The sequence below is a fragment of the Paenibacillus sp. MABNR03 genome, from assembly GCF_050455445.1.
GTDB classification, from domain to species: Bacteria; Bacillota; Bacilli; order Paenibacillales; family Paenibacillaceae; genus Paenibacillus; species Paenibacillus xylanilyticus.
Genome location: NZ_JBCIYR010000002.1, coordinates 816,755 through 842,476, shown reverse-complemented (window position 1 = coordinate 842,476; position 25,722 = coordinate 816,755). Strand labels below are relative to the sequence as shown.

At 41.0% G+C, this 25,722-nt stretch carries 26 protein-coding genes; all 26 read right to left on the bottom strand.

Features of this window, described 5'->3' with window-relative positions:
* Window positions 1–194: 194 nt before the first annotated feature.
* Window positions 195–1,916: a helix-turn-helix domain-containing protein gene (locus AAIH57_RS12415; protein ID WP_430021799.1), complete on the bottom strand. Its 1,722-nt coding sequence runs from the start codon at window positions 1,914–1,916 to the stop codon at window positions 195–197.
* 45 nt (window positions 1,917–1,961) lie between these two features.
* On the bottom strand, window positions 1,962–2,738 hold the full coding sequence (locus AAIH57_RS12410; protein WP_430021798.1) for a (2Fe-2S)-binding protein: 777 nt from the start codon (window positions 2,736–2,738) through the stop codon (window positions 1,962–1,964).
* A gap of 1 nt (window position 2,739) precedes the next feature.
* Window positions 2,740–3,780, bottom strand: coding sequence for an ABC transporter substrate-binding protein (locus AAIH57_RS12405; protein WP_430021797.1), 1,041 nt, complete (start codon window positions 3,778–3,780; stop codon window positions 2,740–2,742).
* A gap of 136 nt (window positions 3,781–3,916) precedes the next feature.
* Window positions 3,917–4,192, bottom strand: coding sequence for a hypothetical protein (locus AAIH57_RS12400; protein ID WP_430021796.1), 276 nt, complete (start codon window positions 4,190–4,192; stop codon window positions 3,917–3,919).
* Between the two features lie 461 nt (window positions 4,193–4,653).
* A complete protein-coding gene (locus AAIH57_RS12395; RefSeq protein WP_430021795.1) occupies window positions 4,654–5,250 on the bottom strand; it encodes a chloramphenicol phosphotransferase CPT family protein in 597 nt (198 codons plus the stop codon).
* 119 nt (window positions 5,251–5,369) lie between these two features.
* Window positions 5,370–5,699, bottom strand: coding sequence for a DUF3024 domain-containing protein (locus AAIH57_RS12390; RefSeq protein WP_430021794.1), 330 nt, complete (start codon window positions 5,697–5,699; stop codon window positions 5,370–5,372).
* 244 nt (window positions 5,700–5,943) lie between these two features.
* Entirely contained in the window at window positions 5,944–6,861 is a 918-nt protein-coding gene (locus AAIH57_RS12385; protein WP_430021793.1) for an NAD(P)-dependent alcohol dehydrogenase, read from the bottom strand.
* A 429-nt stretch (window positions 6,862–7,290) separates the two neighbouring features.
* Entirely contained in the window at window positions 7,291–7,857 is a 567-nt protein-coding gene (locus AAIH57_RS12380; RefSeq protein ID WP_430021792.1) for a histidine phosphatase family protein, read from the bottom strand.
* Window positions 7,858–7,967: 110 nt separating this feature from the next.
* Window positions 7,968–9,110, bottom strand: coding sequence for an aminoacyl--tRNA ligase-related protein (locus tag AAIH57_RS12375; protein ID WP_430021791.1), 1,143 nt, complete (start codon window positions 9,108–9,110; stop codon window positions 7,968–7,970).
* A gap of 126 nt (window positions 9,111–9,236) precedes the next feature.
* The gene (locus AAIH57_RS12370; protein ID WP_430021790.1) at window positions 9,237–10,490 is read right to left on the bottom strand and encodes an MFS transporter; all 1,254 of its coding nucleotides are present in this window, start codon (window positions 10,488–10,490) and stop codon (window positions 9,237–9,239) included.
* The gene (locus tag AAIH57_RS12365; RefSeq protein ID WP_430021789.1) at window positions 10,483–11,712 is read right to left on the bottom strand and encodes an ATP-grasp domain-containing protein; all 1,230 of its coding nucleotides are present in this window, start codon (window positions 11,710–11,712) and stop codon (window positions 10,483–10,485) included. Before AAIH57_RS12365 ends, AAIH57_RS12370 begins: the two co-directional genes overlap by 8 nt.
* Window positions 11,713–11,806: 94 nt before the next feature.
* The gene (locus AAIH57_RS12360) at window positions 11,807–14,116 is read right to left on the bottom strand and encodes a hypothetical protein (protein ID WP_430021788.1); all 2,310 of its coding nucleotides are present in this window, start codon (window positions 14,114–14,116) and stop codon (window positions 11,807–11,809) included.
* On the bottom strand, window positions 14,109–15,338 hold the full coding sequence (locus AAIH57_RS12355; RefSeq protein ID WP_430021787.1) for an ATP-grasp domain-containing protein: 1,230 nt from the start codon (window positions 15,336–15,338) through the stop codon (window positions 14,109–14,111). Before AAIH57_RS12355 ends, AAIH57_RS12360 begins: the two co-directional genes overlap by 8 nt.
* 16 nt (window positions 15,339–15,354) lie before the next feature.
* The gene (locus AAIH57_RS12350; protein WP_430021786.1) at window positions 15,355–16,026 is read right to left on the bottom strand and encodes a metallophosphoesterase family protein; all 672 of its coding nucleotides are present in this window, start codon (window positions 16,024–16,026) and stop codon (window positions 15,355–15,357) included.
* Entirely contained in the window at window positions 16,023–16,292 is a 270-nt protein-coding gene (locus AAIH57_RS12345; protein WP_175398350.1) for a glutaredoxin family protein, read from the bottom strand. The genes AAIH57_RS12350 and AAIH57_RS12345 overlap by 4 nt, the downstream gene beginning before the upstream one ends.
* Window positions 16,285–17,433: a pyridoxal-phosphate-dependent aminotransferase family protein gene (locus AAIH57_RS12340; RefSeq protein WP_430021785.1), complete on the bottom strand. Its 1,149-nt coding sequence runs from the start codon at window positions 17,431–17,433 to the stop codon at window positions 16,285–16,287. Before AAIH57_RS12340 ends, AAIH57_RS12345 begins: the two co-directional genes overlap by 8 nt.
* A 16-nt stretch (window positions 17,434–17,449) precedes the next feature.
* Entirely contained in the window at window positions 17,450–17,857 is a 408-nt protein-coding gene (locus AAIH57_RS12335) for a YjbQ family protein (protein WP_413034542.1), read from the bottom strand.
* Between the two features lie 23 nt (window positions 17,858–17,880).
* A complete protein-coding gene (locus AAIH57_RS12330; RefSeq protein WP_109998201.1) occupies window positions 17,881–18,120 on the bottom strand; it encodes a hypothetical protein in 240 nt (79 codons plus the stop codon).
* A gap of 15 nt (window positions 18,121–18,135) precedes the next feature.
* A complete protein-coding gene (locus AAIH57_RS12325; protein ID WP_430021784.1) occupies window positions 18,136–19,278 on the bottom strand; it encodes a nucleotidyltransferase domain-containing protein in 1,143 nt (380 codons plus the stop codon).
* A gap of 1 nt (window position 19,279) precedes the next feature.
* Window positions 19,280–20,371, bottom strand: coding sequence for a hypothetical protein (locus tag AAIH57_RS12320; RefSeq protein ID WP_430021783.1), 1,092 nt, complete (start codon window positions 20,369–20,371; stop codon window positions 19,280–19,282).
* Window positions 20,372–20,392: 21 nt separating this feature from the next.
* The gene (locus AAIH57_RS12315; RefSeq protein ID WP_430021782.1) at window positions 20,393–21,232 is read right to left on the bottom strand and encodes a phytanoyl-CoA dioxygenase family protein; all 840 of its coding nucleotides are present in this window, start codon (window positions 21,230–21,232) and stop codon (window positions 20,393–20,395) included.
* Between the two features lie 20 nt (window positions 21,233–21,252).
* Window positions 21,253–22,155, bottom strand: coding sequence for a phosphoenolpyruvate mutase (gene aepX, locus AAIH57_RS12310; RefSeq protein ID WP_175398345.1), 903 nt, complete (start codon window positions 22,153–22,155; stop codon window positions 21,253–21,255).
* A gap of 11 nt (window positions 22,156–22,166) precedes the next feature.
* Window positions 22,167–23,180: an aldolase gene (locus AAIH57_RS12305; protein ID WP_430021781.1), complete on the bottom strand. Its 1,014-nt coding sequence runs from the start codon at window positions 23,178–23,180 to the stop codon at window positions 22,167–22,169.
* A gap of 44 nt (window positions 23,181–23,224) precedes the next feature.
* Window positions 23,225–23,776, bottom strand: coding sequence for a thiamine pyrophosphate-dependent enzyme (locus AAIH57_RS12300; RefSeq protein WP_430021780.1), 552 nt, complete (start codon window positions 23,774–23,776; stop codon window positions 23,225–23,227).
* A gap of 9 nt (window positions 23,777–23,785) precedes the next feature.
* Complete coding sequence (locus tag AAIH57_RS12295) at window positions 23,786–24,289, bottom strand: hypothetical protein (RefSeq protein ID WP_175398342.1); 504 nt, start codon at window positions 24,287–24,289, stop codon at window positions 23,786–23,788.
* A 39-nt stretch (window positions 24,290–24,328) separates the two neighbouring features.
* Window positions 24,329–25,582 (bottom strand): threonine synthase, encoded by a 1,254-nt coding sequence (gene thrC / locus AAIH57_RS12290; protein ID WP_430021779.1) that lies wholly within the window; start codon window positions 25,580–25,582, stop codon window positions 24,329–24,331.
* Window positions 25,583–25,722: the final 140 nt, after the last annotated feature.

The following is a 25,722-nucleotide window of genomic DNA, read 5'->3' as shown; positions in this document are numbered from 1 at the left end:
TAAATTCTATTCAAATTGTTTTCTTCGAATTTCTGAAGAACAAAAAAGTAGACCTTCATCATCCCCAATAGGCAATAAGAAGGCCTCCCGATACTTCCAAATATAGATACTGTTATAGGGCTGAACCTTTTCATTTACCACTTACGGGACAGCTCGCAAATAACTGGATGCTTCTCCTCAAAAATAAACCCCTCTCAAGCCAACAAAGCCTGAGCAATCTGATCGATAATGCCATTGATGCCTGTGGGTCCATAACAGCCAATCCATGTCGCGGCATCTACCGAGTATATATGCTGTCGCTCATTCATATCCAGCATCCCCCAGACACTTTGCTCTGTCTCTGACATTCCCTGCTGCTTGATTTCGCTGCTAAGCAAAAAGTAGTGGCTGGCATGTACAGCCGGCAGTCTGTCGACTGAAATATGATAAGCCGTGTCGGAAGGATCGGCTACAAATAATGGGGCAGGCAGACCCAGGTCGCGATACAGCACAGCACCTGTACGGTGAGAGGCTGTATGTACCCGAACCATGGACTCAAACGGACGGATCAATGCAACGCTCTTGCCTGCCAGTACTGGTGCAAGTTCTTCTGACAGCAATGCGGTTCGTCGATCATAATCCGCAAGTATCCGCTTGGCATCTGCTCGCTTGCCTGTCAATTCACCGAACAGGCTCAGAATGGTTTGCCAGCTCTCATTGCGCTTAAACATGAGAACTGGAGCTATTCGGCTTAACCGTTCATAGTGTGGTTCATGCACCTCGGTACATATAATCAGATCCGGAGACAGTCGTTCCACAGCTGGCAGATCGGGGTACTCATACGTTCCGAGAAATTCGGTATTCTGAAGTCTTGCCCGAATATATTGAGGGAAATGGAACGCTGCACTTCCCGCTCCTACACTTCCTGCCGGGGACATCCCAAGCGCGAGCAAATGATCCGCATATTGAACATCGAGTACGGCGATACGCCTTGGTGACATGGTGACATTATATTGACCTCGCATATGGCAAATTACGGGGCCATGTGACGACTCATACCAAGATGCCATGCGATTCTGCGGCAAGGAATACACAGAGAGAGCGCTGGCTCTCGAAGCAGCAGTTTGCCTATAGAACTGCGGAGGTACTCCATGATATTTCTTAAACGCCCTGCTGAAATAATACATGTCACGATAGCCCATTCTGTCAGCAATTTCGCCGATGGGAGCACCCGTATGACGCAGCATCCGCGATGCACTCTCCATCCGCAGCTGGATGACGTACTCCATCGGTCCGAGCTGCTTTTCTTGTTTAAACCGTCGCTGCAGCTGTCTTACGCTGCATCCAGCAAGTGCTGCCAGCTCTTTGAGCTCCAGATTCTGACGATAATGCCCCGCTATATACGCAGCGACAACATCCACCATGTCGGACTCTGTTCCACCTTGACCACGTTCATACTCCACAATTAGTTCGTAGAGCATCCCCTGCAGGAGCGCATTGGCGTGAAAACGTTCCAGCCCTTCGCCTCTCCCCCATTTCACTGCAATTTTTTCCGCATTCTGTACCCATTCTGCCTGGGTTCCAGTGTGCTCAACAAACGAAGTGCGCAGCGGGTGCTTGCGATGCGAAGGCAAAACAAGGGAGTCTCCCTCTATGGAGGATGCCTTGTACATGATTACGATATAATCCATGTTGCCTAAGCTGGCAGTCAGCGTAAAGGAAGATCCCTGAATCACATGAGCAGCAAAAGAAGCTCCAATGTGGCAAAGTTCACCATTCATTGCAAGCTCCCCTTCTCCGCCGCCTGCCAGCAGCAACAGATTCGATGTTAATTCGGTTTCGCTAAGAATACTGCCTGGCTGCAACGTACCGCTATGCACGTCAAGCAACTTGACCGTCGTATCGCTCCATAGACTTGTCTGTTCTTGCAGCGGCATTTCTCTCATCTCCTGACAATAGCAAAGGTAAGGTTGTTGCTGCTGTCATTTTAATTGAGATTCATTCTCATTGTCAATTTTCGGACATTTTCTGCAATATTCCCCCGACATCTGATAATAAAAGCAGCACGTGATACGCTTGTTTTTCGCAACAGGAACGTTGCCCTTATTTTCTGTAAATCGGATAAACGGATTACGTTTTACACCGAACACCTGCCCTGGCGCACCTTGCGTCAGATATGAAAAATCAGTCCGGATGTGCTGGCTTTCCTGCCCAGCATCGTCTGCATCAGGCGTATACAGCGAGCCAATGCGGACCATGATATTCTCCCAGAGAATACTCATCGAAAGAGGCGCAATCGCAGCAAATGTCTTTAACAGCGGTGTAAGCTGTACCGCAAACATCTCCTCTAGCACCTTTTCCCGCCACAGTTCCCTGTCTCCCGTCAGTGCTTCTGCCTGAAGCCCGTTCACCGCTAGAAAAGGAAATCGTGTACCGCCCTCATTAGCTGAGAGCGCTGGATGATAGAGGAAGCTGTTCTCCAGCTGAAAAGAAACATGCCGATGATGAAAAGTCATCGCGGTCACCAGTGGAGCTGTCCACAGATAGCCAATCCGCTTGGCTAACATTGAAGCGGCCACCTTCATGTCTGGAGCATTGATATACTGCTGAAACCAGCTTATATACTCCCGACATGCCACTTCTTCATTCAGCTCACTCAAAGCAATGGTACGGACACTATTTTCAGGCGGCTCACCAAGCCATATGGAATGTTCTTCCACCATTTGTTTCCATAAGTCTGTCGATAGATAATGGTCCATTTTAATTCGATCCCAACAGTGCTTCCGATGCCTGGTCTACAATAATATTAATGGCTAATGGTCCATAGTAAGCGATCCAGAGTGTTGCATTCACATCATATGCACGGTTATTTTTGACGGCATCAAGAGATTTCCATACCGGGCTGCTCTCCAAAACCTCAGCCTCTGCAGCAAACAGTTCATCAGACAGTAGGAAATAGCGATCCGCTCCAATATCAGGAACTTTCTCCATCGAAATCTCAACAGAGGTGTCATCTTTGATCTCCTGAACAAGTGCAGGAGCCTTTAAGTCCAAATCCTCATACAGAATGCCGCCTGTCCGATGCTCAAGACCATGAACACGAATGCCTTCCTTTCTCGGACGAATAAGTGCTACCGTTTCATCTCCCATTTTCTCGGACAGCTTTGTCTTCAGACCTGCGACTTTTTCCTCATAAGCTTTACGTACCGTCTCTGCCTCGTCCTGCTTATCTGTAATCTTAGCGACCGTGGCTAACGTATCGCGCCAATCCTCGTAGAAGTCGAGTACGATTGTGGGTGCAATTTTACTAACATTTTCATACTCTTTCTCTTGGAAATCAGTCATCAATATCAGATCCGGATCCAATGCTACAATCGCTTCCAGATTGGGCTCGTCCCTTGTACCTAGAACCTGTACATCCCCCAGCTGATCGCTTAAGTATTCTGGAAATGTGGTATTCCCTCCAGCGATAACACTACCTGCTGCCTGCTCGCCAACCGCTAACAATTGATCCAGAAATTTGACATCAAGTACAGCAATGGTCTTTGGCTTCTCGTTTAGCGTCAGCTCACCCTTCATGTGCGTGATCGTAACAGGGTAAGCTCCAGCAGTCTGGGTTTCTTCATTCGCAGGTGTCTCTGCTGGCGTTGCCGCAGACGGTTTGCCGCTATCTGTACCTGCTCCGGCACCGCAAGCCGTCAGGACAAGAATGAGGACCAGCATTAAGCCCATGAGTAATCGTGATTTGTGAGCAGCATAGCCCTTACTACCTGCCATTTGCCCCTTTGTTCCTTGATTCATGATGAATCCCCCTTATGTATTATACTGATAATGATTTTCATTATCGAAACATAAAGAGAGTATAAACGATCCCCGCATCGCGTTACCATGTACTTTTGCGACATTTCAGCCGGACTAATGCGACATCATGTGCCGCTTATCCGCCCACATTTTCAGCAATATACGCTTGCAGTTGGTAGATGTCTGAAAGAAGTTCTTCTTCCTCCGGCGTATTCCCATACTCTCCAAGCCAGCGCGGTGTACGGATATGCCACTCGTTTGACATGTATTGACGTTCATCCCGATACTCTATAATGTGCTCCAAGAGATATTCCAAAGAGCCGAAGGATTGCTTACGTTTATCGTTCATGATAGATCGTGTTTTTTCAATAATCACCTGTAACATTTGTTGGATATGATCTTCTGGATTCATAGCGTTGGCTCCCCTCTGCAGCCATTTCAACCTGTACAAAAAAAGGAAGGCCCTTCTCTATTCCATAGAGAATCAGACAACCTTCCCTTCTTCTTTTCGAAACCTGAAACATGTATTAACACATCTGATATAGAACTCATCATTTCGAAGCTACTCTGGATATTCCCTTGAGGCCTCGATCAATTCATCTTCCTCATCAAAAACGTTTAGGACTCTCTCAATGTCATTCACATCATAGCTTCTAACAACAATCAGCTGCTGCATATGAAGACCTGGTGGGTCAATGTCCGGTCGTGACAAGTTATTTAGTAGACGTTCTGGTGTATATAAGCTGCTCCACCTTCTGGAACCGTCTGTGAAAACCATTGTGATCTCTATCCAATTCCATTCTCCCGGTTGATCCGATCTCACCTCATCATCAAAATGCCAGCTTACCAGCCTTGGTCTTGAATTCAATTCTTTTACGATGTTTTAACCTCTTTTCTGCTTAACTTTTTAAATGCCGAGTATTCCTGACCAGACTTCATATAATCTAATATTTTTTCCGCACATGCTGCTGAACTTAGTTCTTCCGAATTCACTTCCAGATCATATTCATCATAGGAGTATATATAGTCGAATTGGGAATGAGCAAGTCCAATTGCGCGATCTCCCCTGCTCTGCTCTCTTCTGGTGAGCTCTTCTTTGGAGCAATGTACGCCTACAAACATTATCGGATAATCTGAAAGCAAATCATAAAAACCGTTAAACCACTTGTCATTGGTGATGACCGTATCCACGATGACATTCAAACCCATCTCCGAAAACAGTTTAATGGTTGAATAGTACAATGAGACAATCGGATCGAAAAGGATATCTGTCATCACATTCGCTTCTAATTCTCTTGTTGGTTTCATATCTGGATATGTATTGTCGATAAACTGGTCATAATTTTGGAAAAATTGATCTACAGACAAATGATGTAACGGAATGTCTCCCTGCTTTTTCATTTCCACCGCGATGCTCGTCTTTCCCGAACTTGACGTACCGTTCAAAAATATAATGAGTCCTCGTTCCACATTCATCACCCTTATCTATAAGATTGGCAGTACGTTTACCGGCATTCTGTCTATAGTGTATCAATGAATCTCTCCATCATTTCATATATTTCTAAGTCGTCCATTCCTCTGTATTTCGGTTAACCCCAGAACATTCCGTTATGACCTTCGTCCACGATCTTTAGCTGTGTTTCAAAATCTTCATTCGGTTCAATATCATCAATGAAATGCCATCTGCCCTTACTGTCCTGCCAATAGATTTTCCATGCCTTCTCATCTAATCTGAACTGTGCTACCGGCATCTGTACCCATTGCTCGCTTCGAAAGGCTTGTCTTTCTTCAATCAACGTCACAAGATTTCCTCTGATTTTATAACTAATCTTCATCTGACTTTTCACGTGCTCGGGTACTGCATTTTGGGTGTAATTATCCATAATCTTTTGAATCCGCTTCTTAGTAAAATCATCCATATCTATAGCTCTCCTGCCCTAATCTGCCGCTGCACCTACATGGCAGCGGCTTCTTCTCCCAGCGGCAGCATGTAGAACTGCGCCTGCTGCCCTTCACGCTGCATATGATCCATCCCCATAGATCAGCGGCTTTACGCTCCCCGTGATACCGCAGGGATTGACCGTTTCCGCAGCCGATCTTCAAGCATCTTTTCCTTAAAACATGGCCTCAGCGTAAAGCTGATTTCTATATACATCCTTCATTCTATCTGACCGTTATTGCCACATTGCCTTTCTTACGCCCGGTATCCACATATCGGTGGGCCTCCACAATTTCATCCAAAGCATAGGTTCGATCGATGATCGGTTTTAGTTTGTTTTCCTCGATCAACTCTTTGAGGAAGAGTAAATCGGCTTCTTCCATTTTCGGAAGTCGACTGTTGTTTAGAAAAACACCATTTGGTGTTAGGATTTTTTGGCATTTTGAGGGTTGGGCTTTTATTACAGCATCATAAACGATATCGTATTTCGTTTCTGATTGCGTAAAATCTTCTTCGGTATAATCGATTACTTTATCCGCTCCTATTGATTCTACCAATCCAAAATTACTTTTACTGCACACCGCTGTGACTTCTGCTCCATAATATCTCGCAAGTTGAATCGCATACGTCCCAAGGCTACCGGATGCTCCATTGATCAATATTTTCTGACCTGGTCTGATTTTTGCTTTTTGGAAATTTTTCAAAGCTGTAAGTGCTCCGGATGGAACGACTGCAGCTTCTTCGTAGGATAAATGGTTGGGCTTTATTGCAACCATCCCTTTTTTTTCGCCGGTTCCGTTTTTCACTTTTCCAGGTAAACAAATGTATTCGGCATACCCCCCACGAAACCCTGTAAGCCCAAAAACCTTGTCTCCTTTCTTAAAGGTTTGTACGTCCTTTCCTACCGACTCAATCACACCGGATATTTCCAGGCCAAGTATTAAATTTTTCCTTGGCTTGAGCATGCCGAATACAAGCCTCACCAAGAATGGATCAGCTCTTCGAATACGGGTATCGCCAATATGTGCAGTGGCTGCAAAAACTTTAATTAAAACCTCATGGTCTTTCGGTTTAGGCTTTTCCATCTCTTTAATCTGTAGCACTTCTGGCGGTCCGTAATTGGTGCAAATCACAGCTTTCATATGAACCCTCCTGTTTCTTAGTGTTTCTCTGCCTGGTTCCATGATCGTTGTTTATACATCAGCAGCCATTCCGTTGAGCCTTTTTTAACATTCGAATGAGTTGAGTTCTGTCTTGGATTGATGGCGACTTCAATAAATATTCTTCTGGGCCTGCTTTTAGTGCTATTTTAATCCCGTTCATCTTCAAATGTTGTTCACATCATCATATCCCTTAAGATCACATCCCTAAGTACAGCCGTCAAGCTTTGATAAAACTGATCATTTTTTCAACTGTACCATTTTCTCGAACCGATAACCGTATCATTGATGCAGTAATATGTAAATCAACTTCATATCCACTTATGCTTATCCGGGGACCGAAGTCTCTTCGGCACAGACTTAATACCCGCTGATCCTTGCGAATCCCGGCTTCGATAAACCTTATAAAATCTAATCATTCCACATTCTTGTTACTTCTTCTAATTCTAAGTTCTCGAATTGCATTTTGTATACATCTGGTTTCTTTAAATGATTCAAAAACTCCAAACCAAAAGCTGGATCAAAATGATTCATCATCAAAGTCATTACAAGACCATGAGTTCCGATTGCTATTGTCTTCCCTCTGTGCTCTTTTAATATGGGTTCTAGAACTGAGATTGCTCTTTTTTGACAATCAGCATTAGACTCTCCACCCTGCATCGTATAATCAGGGTCTTTAAAACTCTCTCTGATACTAGACATTAACTCTGCATTTTCAATCATATAAGATGCAAAATGACGTTCTCTAAGATCTTCATATACTTTAATATCTAACTTTAAGTGCACGGCCAATCCCTCAACACTAAGAATTGCTCGAGTATAAGGACTTGATATAATTATGTCTATTCCTTCACCTATAAGTAATTTCGTTACTTTTTCAATATCAATCTTTCCTTTTGGGGTAAGCCCTCTTGTTCTTTCATTTCCTTCATTGTATGGTGATTCTGCATGCCTAACCATATAGATAATTGTCTTCATACAGGCCTCCTTTAGATGCTTTCATTCAATATGGATATTTTTTAGGAGCTAACGAATTTTTCGGACATTCATATTATACTTGTATCATTTTTATACACGCTAAAGTAAATTCACAGTGTTGATCTCCTGTAATATTCACGGATTTTTTGCGGGTAACATTGGAAATCCAACCCAAAAGTGGACATTAAGGCGTAGACCCAACGATCAATACCAAATGCTGCACAACCAGAGTGCAGGTGTTTTTTATCCATTGAGGACGTTATATCAAATTCCCTGCATAACGTATCTTTGACATTATTAAATGAGGCGATGGAAAAGGAAATATCTGAATTGGGAATCTCCACAACTAATTCGTATTTCATATCTGCAAGCATCTGATGTTGTGCTCGTGGGGAATCCTGAGGGAAATAAAACGGGTCGTGCGCTGTTTCTATTCTACCGCAAAAACCTAATTCATTGAACAGATCCCAGATCTCCTCTAAAATATCATTACGTATCTGGCAAACAAACTCTGGTTGTCCAAAATAAATAATTTCTCTCATTGAAAATTCATTCATTCGATGTTGGCCAACTCTCCAGGCTGCTTCGTGTCTAAAACAGCTTCCTTCAGCCGTAAAAACGATCGAATCCTTTATTTCTTGATTCTTTAGCTCCTGGTAACAATGAAAACATACAGCAGGCGAAAGCATAAATTCATTCAACCTAACGGAATTTTCAATATCATTTTCAATTTTAACTTGTTTGAGTGCGTAATAGTCATGAGGCAATTCAGCTACAAAGTATGCATTTTGAGGGAAGTAATTTACATATTTACATACATCCATTACCTCACGTTGAATAAGAGCTGAATATTTTCTGTTTTTTGCGTTGTAGTTTTGGCTGATGCTTTGAAAAATCAAATCAAATATGGAATACAGTTCTACTGCAAGTTCTTTTTTCATTGTTCCATTCAAATCAAAATAATTCGCTATCTCAGTTTGATCAATTTTAGGATAGGTTTGCTTTTGTGGATTTTGCGTTTTAATCAAGCGAGATCCCATTGCTCTTATTTCTTTTTCTTCAAGGATCATTTTGTGGACGATACCAAGCAAATATTCCGTATTGGATTCGTTCTCACTTTCAATAATGATCTCTCTATTGATTTCGTCGTATGTACATGCACTTATTCCCTCCATACTATAGGCCAATTTTAAAGTGAGTGCGTGTGCTTGTTTTTCATTTAGCACCCCTGTAACAGGAACCTGTATAGACATGATTAATTACCTCCTTCGGATTGAAACTATACAAAGCATTGAAGAGCGTAACATAATGAATCAAAACAAAATCAAGCAGGACTCTCAGAATGATCTAGGGAAGTCCTGCTCCTAATTCAATACATACTATATTTCATTGATTTGTTTACGACGCTCATAAATTGCGGGCATAATCATATATAACAATAGGATCGCGATCACGCCAGATAGACCAACAAAAATGGTAATCCCTATTGGTGATAAAACATGTGCTAAATAAACCCCTATTGCACCAATCAAACTAGCACCTTTAGTGGCAATTTTGTTAAGTGCCAAATAAGAACCTCGCAAATGATCAGGGGCAAGATCTCCTAGAAGGGATTCATAAATAGGTACAAAAAGCACTTCACCTAGAACCGCTATTACCATTATCCCGAATAAAATCCACGCTTGATTGCTGTATGATAAAATGACATAACCAAAAATATACATCAAAAACCCTATAAACATCGTTCTTTTTTCAGGCCATGTTTTTATGAATTGCGTGAAAATAATTGAAAGAATAATGACAAGTATCGTGTTCTCTGTTCTCAAATAACCGTAAACCTGTATTCCATCTAACGTCCAATTTAGAGGTGACAGTACAAAATCCTGAATGTTATTTTCTAAGCGAATGGCTATAAAATTTGCCAAATGGCTTTCAATCGAAAATAACAACATACTAGCTAGGATGAAAAGGATAAACAGAGAATCTTTCATTACAGTCCTATAATTAAGAAATAGATCCTTAAATACATTTTTCTTTTTGTTTTGCTCCTCTTGGGGCATGTTTGTTTCTACAATAAATTTGTAAGTAATGATGAACGAGCATATGGAAGAGAATAATAACAACATGAATAAAAAGAATAAATGGTTATTGAATAGTAACGCTCCAAGCGTGCCCCCCAAAGCAATGGACAGGTTGGTTGCCCAATACAATATACTGTACATTAATTTTCTCTGTGCTGAATTAGTTACATCAAGGAGCATGGCTTCTGAGGCGGGACCATATAATCCGGAGCATATACTATTCATCACAAAAAAAACGATGGTTATATAAGGAAAAGCGTTACCGGGTAAGTTTGATAACAATAACATGAGATACGTGATTACACGTAAGCCCTCTGATAAAATCATCAATTTCTTACGCCCTATTCGATCCGAGAAATATCCTCCCAACATACCTGCAGCCATGTTACACAAAATGGCTATGGAGAGAATTAAACTTGTTGCACTAATTCCGATAAATCTGGCGAAATAGATAGACATAAAAGGAAAGATCATGTTGGATGTAAGGGTACTAAAAAAAATAATAATAACCCTCAATCTTACATTTCGATGCAATTGAAAAAATTCACTCATGAGAATTTCCTATGATGACGGGTTCAGTGCGGTATTCCCACACGGTGTTTTCCTGGAACCATAAATACAACATATGCAGTCGATCTTCTATCTCTGTCTGACTATCTCCATATATTAATAGTGAAGCAATGGCATCTACGCTTGATTCGGCACCATTAAATGATTTTCCGATGTTTTCTTCTTTAATGGTGCACTTTAGTACCCATTCAAAGGGCAGATTAGAATCTACAGATAATAACTTCCCGTTTTGAGGAGGTACCAACATCCAACCCGTTAGTCTATTCGAGGTCTGGTTTAATTCTATGGTTTGACCGCATTGGGATCTTATAGATTCTTGCAATATATCAATTCCGGTCGCAAACTTTACACCTTCATTAATTTCCCCTCCACCCACACGACAGGCGACTTCACATAATAATATTTGATCATTAGCAGTATGAAAAAACTCTGCATGAAATGCAATAGGATGGTCGGGTACGGGGAGTGCATTTAATACGGATAGCAATGTTTGCTGAAGTCTTTCATATAGCAAGTCTTCTTTATCTAACATCACGGAGCCCAAATAGTTATTATCCTGAAAAGCTAGACATCCATTGATATAGCGGGAAGGGCTATACAATAAAATTTTATTTTTTTCGTATAATCCATCGATATGATACATGTCTCCATCAACAAAACATTCAGCCTCCAGATTCTTGTCGAGACCGTTAGCTAGAAGACGCTCAAAATCGGTTTCATCACGGACGATTTTTACACCTACAGAAGCCGCGCTATCCACCGGCTTGATCACAATAGGAAGACCATGTTTCTTTTTGAACTCTATTAAATCAAATACATGATTTATTCTTACGAACGCAGGTACATTAGCTACTTCGGAAACCTTCTCTTTCATAACAACTTTATCCCTGAAAGCAAGTGCACTTTCCGCAGTTTGCCCTTTAATATTTAGATATTCTCTAAGCTGTCCAGCTTTCAATAAATCAAATTCGTGAGCAGCAATGATCCAATCAATTTTCTTTGTTTGATGAAGCTGCACAATTGCGGAATAGACTCTTTCGTCAGTATCGACATTCTCATATCCAATTTTCTCATCGAAGAAATCACCAAAATGCTCGATATGTTTATGCTTCGAAAAGATTATGAATTCACTATTAATACCACTGAGCCACTCTTCGTAATTGACTGTATTCGGAGAAAACCTATTTATGATAACCGTTCGCACAAGCTCCACTCCATTTCACTAATAATTGCAATCCAATATGAATTCTAATACGCCACTTATATTGGAGTGACTGCCTGCTCACTAATTGTATTTATTACTTTTCTTCATATCCAAATGTTTTGGATAAGTAATAGAATTGGCTGTTTACCAAGATGTAAAAAGAGAACAAGTAAACACCTTGCTTTAATTCCGAGCTTGGCTTCAACTTAATAAATATGGATGAACTTTCCCCCGGCTGAATTTCCAATTTATCCTGATCAATCTCCACATCAATAAGTTCGCTATCAATGCTAATCCCTGCAATGTTTATTTCGAGAGGCACATTTTGCTGATTACTTATCTCATACAATTTCGCCTCTAAACCCTCTCTCCCAAAACGGAGATATGGATTCCCTTTGATCGACAATGCAGCCTCAGGAAAATCAGAAATGCATCCACACTGAAAACATTTATAACTTATTCGTTTCACTGACTTCCCTGGACCTGTCATAATCGAAGATTCAAATCTTGCACTTGCATAACCACAATCATAACAAGTAGAAGTAAAGGCAAGCGCAGTGATATTCGTACGCTTTTCGCTTATCTTTTCAAAAAATATATCCCTCTTGCTCCTTGTATAGGAAACCATCTGACTATATATTTCATGACTCAAATTCAAATATTTCTGTTCCAATTTGCGAAGCGTATTTTCCAGCTTGCTCCTCGATTGTAAGCAGTAGCGATATCGACGATATAAATAAGGGATGGACTTCCAGTAGTTATAGACATCCTCTATTTTCCCTTTTAATTGGCTGCCTATGGAAACACATTCCCTAAAAAAGTCCAGGCTATCTTGATAGATTTCAATTCGCTTCATCGCTTCTTCCACATTATTTTGTACGGTTATGACCACATGAATCTCATCACTTTCAAACGGTTGGTTTGAGAACAAAAGCAATTTCACACTGGAAGCATCACTTTTAATAAAAGCGAAGTAAAGTTTCTTCTGATGTAAAGGTATTTGTCTATGATCAGAGTCCATAAGGGATATTTTCACAATATCCAACCCATGCAAACTCGATTCTCCCACCTGAATATCAACCTCAGCATATGTTTCTTGAGCTATATCAGACAGGGTGACTTCGACCTTTGATGCATCAGTCATGGACACACAAGTCTTCTTGACTTTAAGACCCCCATAGATCAAGTTGGGATCTCCAATTTGATAGTAATAGTTGTTTTCAATACCGCTATACCTAAGGAATTCATTGATAAACTGTGTTTTGACCCCTTCGGTATACCCGTATTTCGATATATTATGGGCCAGAATATTCTCAGAAACATCACCGATTTTAATACTTGGCGTTGTAATGACGCTTAGTGCATGCCCTTCTATAAGGTTTCTAACGATCGTATGACGGTATGGAATAAAGCTCTGTGCTCCGTCACCAAGGTTGCAGCCATTCAAAAACAGAAATTTGGCATACAGGTCCTTGATGGAAAGCCGTTTGCGATTTTCGATACAGCATTGGTCTGTATGCAGCAGGCAGCGTGGTGCAAATTTATTGCATTCTTCAGTGTTGTTATCATTATCGGGTTCACCTGCCTGCACACTACAAAACAAATAATCATTCATTACGATCGCACATTCGCGACAATGTGACATGTAGTTAAACTCGAGCAGCCTGCTTTGTCGGAACATGAAGTCTGATGTGCTTTCCAGGGAACAATGATCTCGAGGTAGGTAATGGGTTTCCATCTGACCCGCGACGGCCTGTATGGCCTCATCCTCTCGGAGTTTAATCCGATTGGCCAGCACAGAATTCATCCGAATACTGCTATTTAACTTGTCCTCTAGCACGATACGCTTCAACAAATACAAACTTAAAGTAGTGTAATCGGTAAAAGGAAGAAATCCCATGGGCTTTGCAAAATGAGCTAGTTTAAGATTACTTTCTCCATCTAGGAGTGAGTAAGGCATAATAAAAAACCAAGAGTCATCGTGGCCTCTGACACTTAGCCCTTTATTTTGGGTGAACTCATCCAAGCTATTCAGGCTTACCACTTTCTTGCTAAAATAAATAGCATATAATAACGCAAAAAGGGATTCTTCCACCCCCCACGTTGAACTCTCCACCCACAGACAAACTTCGCGGCAGGTAGAGGGCAGAGCAGCATTATGCTGTGCAATCAATTCTTCGATGGAGTCTGTACAATGGATCTCAGAAGCAACGGGTATGTATGGGCTTTCCGAGAATAGATGTGCGCAATCTTCTTTTTCCAGAAAAGCAAAGATGCTTTCTTGATTTTCTTCGAAAACAGGCACCACCTTTAGTGAACCCACTGTTCCAATCCGATCTTTAACAAATAAGCGCAGCTGATCTTTAGATGGCAATGAACGAAATATGACTGAAGGATTATGCATGTTGAATGATTTCTCCATTGTCCCATTTCATTGACGTTTGAAACCAATCCACTGCTGCCAGTAATCGTTCTTCTATATCCTGTTCACTATTGGCAATTAATACAAAGGAAGCCAGACAATCATTGCAGTTACGACCATAGTTAAAGTGTTGGTTAGAGGATGCAAGAAGCTCAAAATCGATTATCTCATCCGGGTACTCCGTTTCTGGGGGGCCTAAAAACGTACCTTTCCCTGGATGGACAAGCACATTACCACTGATCGTCCGCGGCTCTCTCTCAACGGATTCCCAGGATATCGGGATACCACATTGCATTTGAACCCATGTTTTCATTAAATCAATATTAAAGGCCGTTTTTAATGTTATACCGATCTTCGAACCACCTACACGACTGGCAATCTCACACAATATTAATTCATCATCCTCTGTGTGGAAAACCTCCGCGTGGAATGCAATAATCTCCGGGCATGGTAGATAGGATAAAATCTGGTTTACCATCTCATTCAACCGCTTAACAAGTGGATTATCAGCTTCTAGAATGTAACTTCCTGATGGTTTCGCATCCATATAAGCGAGACAAGAATTAATGTATACAGAAGGCCAGCAAAATAAAAGCTCCCCCTTCATGGCAAGACCATCAATATGATAAATTCGTCCCGATACAAATTTCTCTGCGATCCATTCTCCCTTGAAGCCTTCTTCTAATCTGTGCTCCAGTTCTGATTCTGTATGAATGATCGCTACTTCTTTGGAGCCTGTCCCGTCTACTTTCTTCACTACGATTGGATAGGAATGAGATGCAACAAACTTCAATAAGTCCAGACTAGAAGTTACCTTGCAATAAGGCGACAGCTGAATGTCTGAATGTTTTAGTTTGTCTTTCATCATCACTTTATTGCGAAATGCTAAAGCACTCTCCATCGTTTGGCCTGGAATGCCTAAATAGTCCCGTAATTCCGCTGCACGAATCAGATCTGATTCAGAAATAGCAATAATGGCAGTGAACTTGTATATTTTATGTAGAGCAATAGCTCGCTTCTCGACATTACCATTGACCGAAAAATGATCGAACCATTCCATGTGTTCATAGTTATTTACAACGTGATTATAACTTAACTGGTATTCGGAGGAAGACAACATCACTAGTTTTTGTTTTGTTGAGATTAACCAGCTTTCATAGGGTGTGATGGCATGATCTCTTCGATTGATTATTAAAATAGCCACAATGAGATACTCCTCTCTATACTTTGGCAGGGGATAACTCATAAAAGGTTATGGTATCCGCATCACTACAATAAATCGCCCATTTTGAAGGTGTGCTCTTTATATCTCCAACATTAATAAGGTATTTTTCATACTTGTCCAAAGGTATCGGACTCCCCAACTGAATGGGGATTTCTTCATAAAGCATCTCTCCATCGACCTGATTGACACCAAATAATCTTTGATCATGATTATGACCATAAAAAAAAAGCCGATAAGTTAACATTGCATTTTCAATTAACGGATGGAACACATCGGGGTCCCTCTCTACCCATGACAGCTGATGACCATGGATAAAGAGCAGATCCCCTTTGGTAATTTCTCTTGGATAACCTAAAAAGATAGCGATATTTTCAGGTATTTGCGTTGAAGGCATGAGCTTCATCAGTTTTTCTTCCTGATTACCGATAACGCCTGAAAACGTATTAAGCGTATGGATAAATGAATGCGTTGAATTCATAACATAGTCGGATAATGGCATCGGTTCTATCGCAGTTTCATCCGCTGAATATACGGGTTTTTTCTCCACTTCAAAAACATCACCCATACATATGATTTCCGCTTCAGTTTGATCTGTACGTATTTTGGTTACCACTTGTTCCGCTTGAGCAAACCGACTATGAATATCGCCAATTAAAGCAATCTTCATTTCGCACTAACGTCCTGTTCTACTTTGGAAAAATGCTGTTGAATGTATTCAAGAATATGCTGGTTATCTTCTAAGCGGCCCGCAAGAATATGATCTCCATCATGCAGAGCCGGGACAAAAGGTACACCCGTAAGCTCAATCAGTTCTGTTCTTTCGGATCTTTCTTTCGTAACATTGATATTGATGTAAGAAACACCCAGGTCGGTTAACAGTTCCCTCACAGGCTTACAATAGGGACATTTTTCTCTTTGGTATAACTTAAACATAGACTGATTCCTCCGCTAATGAATTTTGAATGGCTTGCAGACTACTTCCTCGATCAAAGGTATAGCCCATTTCGCTTAAACTCATTTCAATAGCACCGAAAATACCCATTATGTCGATTACATCAACTGCACCGACATGACCAATTCGAATACCGGTATCTTTTAATTCACCTTGTCCGCCTGTTACGGTAAGCCCAAATTTGTTACTGAGGATTTGAAGTAACATTTTTGCTGACATACCACCAGGTGCTTTAGCAACGGTAACCGTATTACTTCTTACCTTCGGATCCTGAACGAACAATTCAAAACCTAATGCTTCAAGTGCAGCTCCTGCCGCCTTAGCAATCCCTTGATGCCTCCGTACACAAGCATCGTAACCTTCATGATTTAATAATTGTAAAGATACCTGCAGAGCTTGAAGCAGAGATACACCTGGGCTTGAAGGAGCCATTGGGTAAAATTTGCGATAACGTGCAAAAGAAAAATAATAACTGCGCGGCTTCACCCGATCAATGGCATTCCATGCTTTTGCGGACACACTAACAAAAGCGAGTCCAGGTGGCATCATAAATCCTTTATGTGACGCAGCGAGTACGATATCCAGCCCCCACTCGTCCATCTCTAGCGCATGAGATAACAAACCACTGATTGCATCCACAATAACGAGCGTATCCTTATCCTTAAAATACTGCCCAATACTTTGGATATCGTTCTTAACTCCTGTAGAAGTCTCGCTATAGACCACTAAGATGGCCTTCGCATCCGGGTGCAGTTCGTACGTTGCCGCAATGGATTCCATGGAGGCAGATGTTCCCCATGGAGTGCGGATCTCTACCACTTCGACACCCTGAATGCGGCAAATATCTACAAATCGCTCACCGAAATACCCATTGGACACTACGATTGCCTTGTCGCCAATATTTAAGCTATTAGAAATTGCCGCCTCCATCGCTCCGGTCCCTGATGAAAGTAAAATGTAAACATCGTTTTGTGTCCGAAACCATTTGGGAAGCTCCTGATTAATTTCCTCAATCAATGTCTGCATTTGTGGCGAACGGTGATGAATGACTTCCTTTGCACCAGCCATTAAAATTTCATTGGGAACCTGCGTTGGTCCCGGAGTTGCCATACGAAGTTTCATAGTTATATTTTCCTCTCTATAAATCAATAAAAAGGGTACGGGTTGCTTCCTGCAAATCAAAATCAAATAAGACAACACGATGGGTGGGAGACATTGCTAATTTATAATTGCTTACAGGAAGCGAGAGACTTGTTCCTAGAATGGAACTCTTGATGTGGGAACTTCCATTCATATCACCAGTCGTACGAAAATGTTGGTATTCATATTTTTTTTCATGGGGTGCTATTTCATTTAACATCTGTAACAGATCTTGAACCGCACCGGGCTCATAACGCATGACGGTTAAGCCAATCGTACTTCCAACTGCACATACATGTACGATCCCACTGCCTTTTTCCATATCTCCCAGGCAGCATTCAATTTGCTCTGTAATATCATAGGAATGATCAGAGCCTTTCGAAGATATTTTTATTTCTTTTAACATCGCGCTCTCCTACGTTCGTAAATTTAGCTAACTAATGATTTCTTTTCAGTCACCATATTGACAATGGAGCCGATGGATAAAAAGTTATCGAGAACTAGATCCTTGTCTTCAAACATGATGCTAAAATCATCCTCCAACTTAACAATAATGGCTACGGATGCAAAGGAATCAATCGGCAAAATCTCTTGCTCCGCAGGTGTTTTTTCGAGCTTTGTCACTGTCATGACAATTTCGATTACTTTTTGCTTCAACTCATTATCCATAATTCCACCTACTTTTCATGTCATTTTTTCTTTAAATTGTTCCAGTCTTGAGGTTCCTTCTAATTCATCCGCATTCGAAAGGGAGAAGAAGCGCTCGACAAATGATTTCTTCCATTTCACGGCGCTGCCATAATCCAGCTCTCCGTACTTTTCGAGAAATGTTTCATCTCTAATATTTAAAATCGGTTGGAGTTCGTCTGAATAATGTTCATCATACAAGTAATCCAAATAGTAAAAAGAGTAGAACAACGCTTCAGTTGCAAGCAGGTCCTTGGCTCGTTTTGCGAGTAAATTCCAATCCAATCGACCGCTTTTCAGCAGGTTCAGCGTACATTCCCGCAAATCACAAAATTTAATCAAATTTAAATCGGCATGCAGTAATACCCATTGAACGTTGGTTGCTTCTTTATATAAATGGATGGCGATATGAATCAAAAAATCCATTTCTTCAAGTAAATAAGCAGGTGTATCTTCTAAATTAGTTTGTACTGCATTCTCCAGTAATTCTTTTGATGCTTGATAATTTTTCTTTAGATCAACATCGTAAGAAAAATCGATATCGATATGCCTTACGAGCGGGTCCTCAGAAAGTTTTACATGCGGATAAATGTTGCCAATATGCATTTTCCAAAGCATTTCCTCTTGTCTCGATACTTGGTTTATCGTGTTACTGGACCAATCATAATCACCAATCACATACCCAAGTGATTTAAGCACCTGAGAAACTTTGTTTCGATCCGATAAATCAATCAAGAAGTCCAAATCATTACATATTCGAAGACCCATATCTTTATATACTTTTGGAAGAAGCACAAAGCCTTTGAGAGGGATCGCTTTGATCGATTGTTGATCAAATGCCTGTAAGACCTGCAGCCCTTCGGCAAACATCAGTTCATTACGATGTTTATTACTGATATAGTAGGAATTGAATAATCGCTTATACATGTTTTTAATTTTTCCTGATTGATCCAATCGAAGTAAGTGGCCGCCGATCAGCTGAAGCACCTTGTGACGATTCGCCAAAGAAACCAATGTATCGATATCAAATCCCTTATCAATAATTACTTTAGCTTCTTCTTCGTTTTCTACTGTCATCTCAATACGTGAGCAGAGCAGTAGAAGCCTTTCATGATCTTGAAGCTGTATATTTTCGTTCATTTTATCCTCCTAAATGCAGTGGTAATGAAATACTCTCATGTTCCGGCAGTACCCCTGAACCGATGATTCGGAACGCTTGCACTTGCTCTAACATTTCTGTAATTTTGCTGACAGATAATTGAAGCTTGTCATGATTAACTTCTATATAATGATTCCAGGAACTGTCGCTGTTCTCGGGTATCGTTTCAATATTTTCTCCTATTCTATCTTGATGATTGGATAACGATTCAATGAAGCAATGGGGAGAAGATGAAACGGTTGGATAAAAAATATACGCCACCGGGCATTGTACTCCTGGTTCAGATGATGGCATTAGTTCTCTGAATAACTGGGGATCAATGGCTACCTTATGTTTAGGCGACCAAATATCCTTAATTTCTTCCGCATTCATGTTTATATTTACTTTCTTGATCACTTCCGGGTATTTGGTAAGTGTTCCTATGCCGATATGGGGGTAATCTGGCCAACCACTGGCCATCAGAACACCATTTTCTTCAAATAGAAACGTCTTATCTCCGCTCATTAATTGATAGCCGAACCGATGTACCAATTCCATGATTGTCGTTGTTTTCCCAGATCCTTTCGGCCCTGTAATCAAGTAGGCTAAGCCATTACGGAAAGCACACGAAGCATGAAGAATTACGGTTCCTTCATTTTCTTCATTCTTAATCACGACATCTCTAATCAGCTCAATTAAAATCAAATTAAATGCTTCAGAGGTTATGTCGCCACTTGTAATGTCAATGAATTTATTAGGAGCATCAAACGTTAAGAGCGTATTTGTATGCTCGCAGAATAAATACTCTTTTTCTCCAATTTGCTGACGCACAGCCGGAATCGTAAAAAATGCAGATGCACTTTTTCGAATATATACAGATTCCCAACCCTGATTATCAGCATAATTTGCAGGATCTGCTGCTCCCTTTTGTATACGAATGGTTGCTATACACGAAGAAGCATCATCCAGTGGTTCATGGATAACAAAATGTGTGCTGAAGAAGTCAATCACCCTGTCTATTTGAACTCCATCTTCAACCAACATAACAACGTTTGAATTCAGAAAATGAAGTGTAATCGTTTTGATCTCAAACACCTCTATTCAGATATTTAGAAATTACTTGGTAATGTGATTATGATCTCTATAGGCTCTTCGCATTCCGGCCAACGATTTCTTTATCGGATGCGCATCTTCCCATTCAATTAAGGAAGTAATGAGTTCTTGGGTTACAGGGTGAAGACTTTCTCTATATGCTTTATCCTTCATCCAAGGACGTGACGTATATCCGCCCTTCGTTTCGTCCTTGGCTTGCAAGCTAAAATGGACAGTTCGTCTTTCACTACCCGCTTTAGTAGATCCACGGTGAAGTATTAAAGCGTTAAATAGTACTAGATCACCAGGTTCACAATACAGTGTGACTTCATGAGGGAGGGGGGACGATTCTCTGTTTAGAATCGCTTGCAGTTCTTGTTCATTCAATGCTCTGATATGCGTACCAGGGACTGCTTTAAAAGCTTCATCTTCATATAGGGAAAGATTGGCTAGCAGAAACGTAGTTTGTCCCTGTTGATCAAAATCATAGGGATCTTGCTGATCACGGTGCCAAACCAGATTGTAATCCACTTTTTGAGGAGCCCAGAATGAATGCATCGTCCAAAATCGAAGTTGATCACCAATGATTTGAGATATAGAAGACATCATTTTCGGATTAGCAAACAACTCGTCAAAAGAAGGGTGACGAAGTTCCGGAGATAAGATGTCCGCAACACCCCATGTATCATAGTCCTCATCCTTTTGGGTATACCTGGTCTTGAACTGTAAAGGATCACTGTTAACTTTTTGATAAACCAATTCTATTGCCGATCTTAACCTATCTAAATCCTCGGCTGATATTACATTCTTTAATAAAATGAATCCATCCTTATGATAGGATTGCAGCTGATCAGTGGTTAACAAGGCAAACAGCTCCTTTATCGTTATTTACTTATAACCGGCACTTCCACCTTTTTATATCTTTGTTCTGTATAGTAGTCTTCGGCATCAAGCATTTCTTGAAGCCCTTGCAATTTAAAAACATCTTGAACCGATGCGATTTTATCTTCGATCTGTAAGGTATTCCCTGCCAATTTGATCTGCTGGAATGTTTGTCTGATCGCGTGGATGGAAGTTCTGAGTCCATGATTTGCATAAATAACCATTTTTACTCCATACTCTTGCAGCTCTGAGGCACTAATCTGAGGATAGGTTGTGGGTACCAGGATGATGGGTAATCTATTGGAATAGAGACTTAAAAAATGTAAAATTTCAGAGGGATCATTTTTCTTGGAATGAATTAATATAGCGTCTGCTCCTGATTCTTCATAAGCCTCCGCTCTTGCTACAGCCTCATCCATTCCAGCACCCGCAATGAGTGCTTCAATTCGAGCAATTACCATAAAATCAGGGTTGCGCTGTGTATCCTTAGCAGCTCGTATTTTTCCGGAAAACTCTTCAATGGTAGCGAGCTTTTGTTCTCCCCCAGCAAAACTATTTAACTTGGGAAACAATTTATCTTCCATGCAGACAGCAGCAATACCATTACGTTCGTATTCACGTACCAAATGCATCACATTATTTACATTTCCATAACCCGAATCACAATCTGCGATCACCGGAATGTTGGTTACAGCATCCATTGAAGCAGCGGCTTGTAAATATTGCGTCATCGTGAGGATATTCGCATCCGGCACAGCATTTACTGCGGAAATTTCCAGACCACTTGCCCATATTCCGTCAAAACCCGCTTCCTCTACCAGCTTTGCACTTAATCCATCATGCGCTCCAACGATTTGGATAATTTGATCACCGGCAAACAAACTTCTGAGTTTTTGTGCTTTCACAATAAATCTCCTCACTTTTTGGGAATGGTACTTCCTTGTTCCAACTGAATTATTTCTCCTGTCCTTTCCACGATATCCGCGTCGACTCCAACCGGCATCAGCTGACCAATTCGGTAGCCAAGGTACATGGGATCAAGACCATTGGCTTTGCTGACACGATCAATGTGCTGATAATAATAGTAATGTAAGTTATTTAGTCCACAGATTATTTCCGGCTGGGCAATTTTCATCGGCACCGTTAATACTTTCTCAAGGAAATACTCGGAAAGCTGTAATATGGGCGTTAAATCATATTCCACTTCATACCGCTTCCACTTATTCATGACCGCTGCGAATTGCTCAGTAGCCAGATTACCTGCCCCTCTAGCCATTCCGCATATGGATGTGTCAATATAAGACACCCCTAAATCCATAGCTCTCAGCGTATTAGCAAAAGACAACCCAAGATTGTTATGTCCATGAAACCCAAGCGGTATCTCTGTCTTATTCTTTAATGTATTTACAATGGTTGTAATATCGTCAGGATGAAAAGCACCGTAAGAATCTGCAAAATAAAAGACGTCAGCGCCTGCATGTTCGGCTTCTTGGGCAATCATGGCTAATTCACCAGCACCAATATAACTCGCTGACATCAAGTTCAAACAAACTTTAAAACCCCAGTCTTTCAGTACAGAGACATAGGTTAATGCATTTTGCACATGTTGGGGGTATGCAGCAATACGAATCCAAGTCACACATGAGTCTCGCAAGTCTTCAAGTTGACGAAGTGCACAGACTTCAGGGATTACCATGACAGCATACTGTGAATACCTGAGTTGTTGCGGAAGGGAAAGAATCAATTCAGCATCGCATTTGGCAACGCTTCCAACCTGAGTGGATCGATTGCTCCCCGATCCACCACGATATCCAATTTCTATAATCTCAACACCCGCATGATCCAATTGATGGATCAGCAGTTTAATCTCTTCAGGTGTAAACATCCACATGTTCAGATTTCCGCCATCTCTCAATGTGCAATCTAACAACGATATTTGGCTAATGTTTCAAACCTCCGTTTCACAGGTACAAATCAAGAGACACTCACAGCCAAGGTAGACGTAAAGCGTTTTACAATTTCTTGTGGTGTCCACTCTACACGTTTTCCAATTTTCCCTGAATTAGCTTCTACCTTGCAATGAATCATAACGGGGCCTTCTTCCACGATCTCCGGGAATTGATCCAGAGATTCAATAACATGCACCTTGTTATACCCTATATTTTCCATAATTGCTTTTGAGTTTGAGATGGGAACAGTGTGTTGTCCCCCTGTACTTTCATGCATTTCGTTATCTAAAACAATATGGATAAGATTGGAGGGTTTGTGCTCGGCAATCATAAGCGTAATACCAAAATTCATTACAAACGACCCATCCCCATCCAGAACAATAAATGTGTTATGAGGATTTGTTTTGGCCAATCCCAAGGCAATAGGTGCCGCCATTCCCATTGAACCAACCATATAAAAGTGTTCTGGCCTATCACTGGCATTATACAAATCTCGCGTAATGTATCCACAAGTTGATATGATATGAGCATCTGGATAATCTGTAATCAATTTTTCTATAACTTCTATTTTCCTCATATGGCCTCCTTAAATCGCCTCTTTAATCAACAAAGCAACCGGCATGCTATTCTTTTCAATAAGCTCAGTACAAGCTTTAACAGAAGCTGCACTATGTTCTTTGTCAAATTCCACATAAGGTATTTTAATAGCATCTAGCACATGAAGAAGCCTCTCGCCAATGAGATCATGTTCGACTGCATCATTCTCAAAGGCCCCTCTCCAGCTGATGATTAACAAAGCCGGAATTTGATAGATTGAATATAAGGATGTCAGGACATTCATCGAATAGCCCAGACCTGAATTTTGCATTAAAATTGCACATTTCCTGCCACCTAAATGCATGCCTACGGCAACACCTAATGCAGAATCCTCCCGAATTGCGGGCATATAGACAATCTCTTTCTTTTCAACATACTCCTTATCTTCTAAAATCCTAAATAGTCCCTTTAATAATGAACATGGCACTCCAGTATACGCATTGTAGCCATGTTCATATAATTCATTTGTGATGCTTAACGCTTCATTACTCATTCACAATATCTCCATCTCTACGTTAGTTTGTATAAACCGTTATCTTACTTTCTCAATAATGCTTTCCATAGAAAGAGAAGATGAAATAATTTTATTGGAATAGGGGTGGTCTTTTTCAATGTGATACATACGAAGCGCGTCTGTATCCTTCAAAATATTTCCTGTCAAGATACATGCAACCGTTTCGTCCTTATCGATTATGTTAGCTTGAATTAACTTTTTGACACCGGCTACCGTTGCAGCTGAGGCAGGTTCACAACCGATTCCAGAAGCATCTACCACGGCCTTAGCATTTAAAATTTCCTCATCCGTGACAGACATGGCTGCACCGTTGGTCTCCTTGAGCGTACGCATCGCTTTACGCCAACTTGGTGGGTCACCAATATTAAGGGCTGAAGCTAAGGTGTATGGGTGCGGCTCAGGTTCAAGCACTTGTTTTTGTGCAGTAATCATCTTATAGAAGGGGCTGGCTCCTTCTGCCTGAATAACAGCAACTCTAGGCAATTTATCAATAAAACCCAAGGCGAACAGATCGGAAAGACCTTTTCCTAAAGCCGATACATTACTCAGAGCTCCACCTGGCACCACTATCCAATCTGGCAGTTCCCAATTCAGGTCTTGTGCAAGTTCATACACAATGCTTTTCTGACCTTCAATCCGAAATGGGTTAATCGAATTACAGATATATAGGCCCAGTGATTCACTATGTTCTTCTAAAAATTTTATTCCGTTATCATATGTACCTTCGAAGGAGAAAATATTCGCACCATACGCCAAGGTCTGCAGTACTTTATTTAAAGAAATATTTTTATTAGGCACAAAAACATAGGACGTTGTTTGTGCGATTGCTGCATACATCGCTAATGAAGAGGATGTATTTCCTGTGGAGGTACAAGTGAATCTGCTGTATCCCATGGATTTACCATGTGTAACCGCAACCGTCATGCCATTATCTTTGAAGGAACCACTTGGGTTTTCACTTTGCGCTTTTAACCATACGGATCTTGCCCCCACATATCGCTCCACGGTTTCCGGACTGTACAACCCTGTATTCCCTTCATATTTCGAAACAACCATCTCTTCTTCCACATCCGGAAAAATAAGCTCCTTATACCTCCATACACCACTGGCATATATGGACCGGCGGTCAGACAAACGTTGATGAAAACGATGTTTTAATTCGTCCGTATCGACTGCACTAAAGTCTTGTTGAATATCCAGCATCCCATTGCAGGTACATGTATAACGGAATTCGCTATACTCCGTCTCACAATTTATACAGATATACTTCATGTTTTATCGATAGACTTCCCGGGTCTATCCTATCCCCCTCTTATTCTGACTTCATGTAGTCCTGGTAGGTTATTTAAAGATGGTTTTACAAAAAAATGAAAGTTTCTGTTCCATTGCATAAACTTCGTCATTTAGACTTA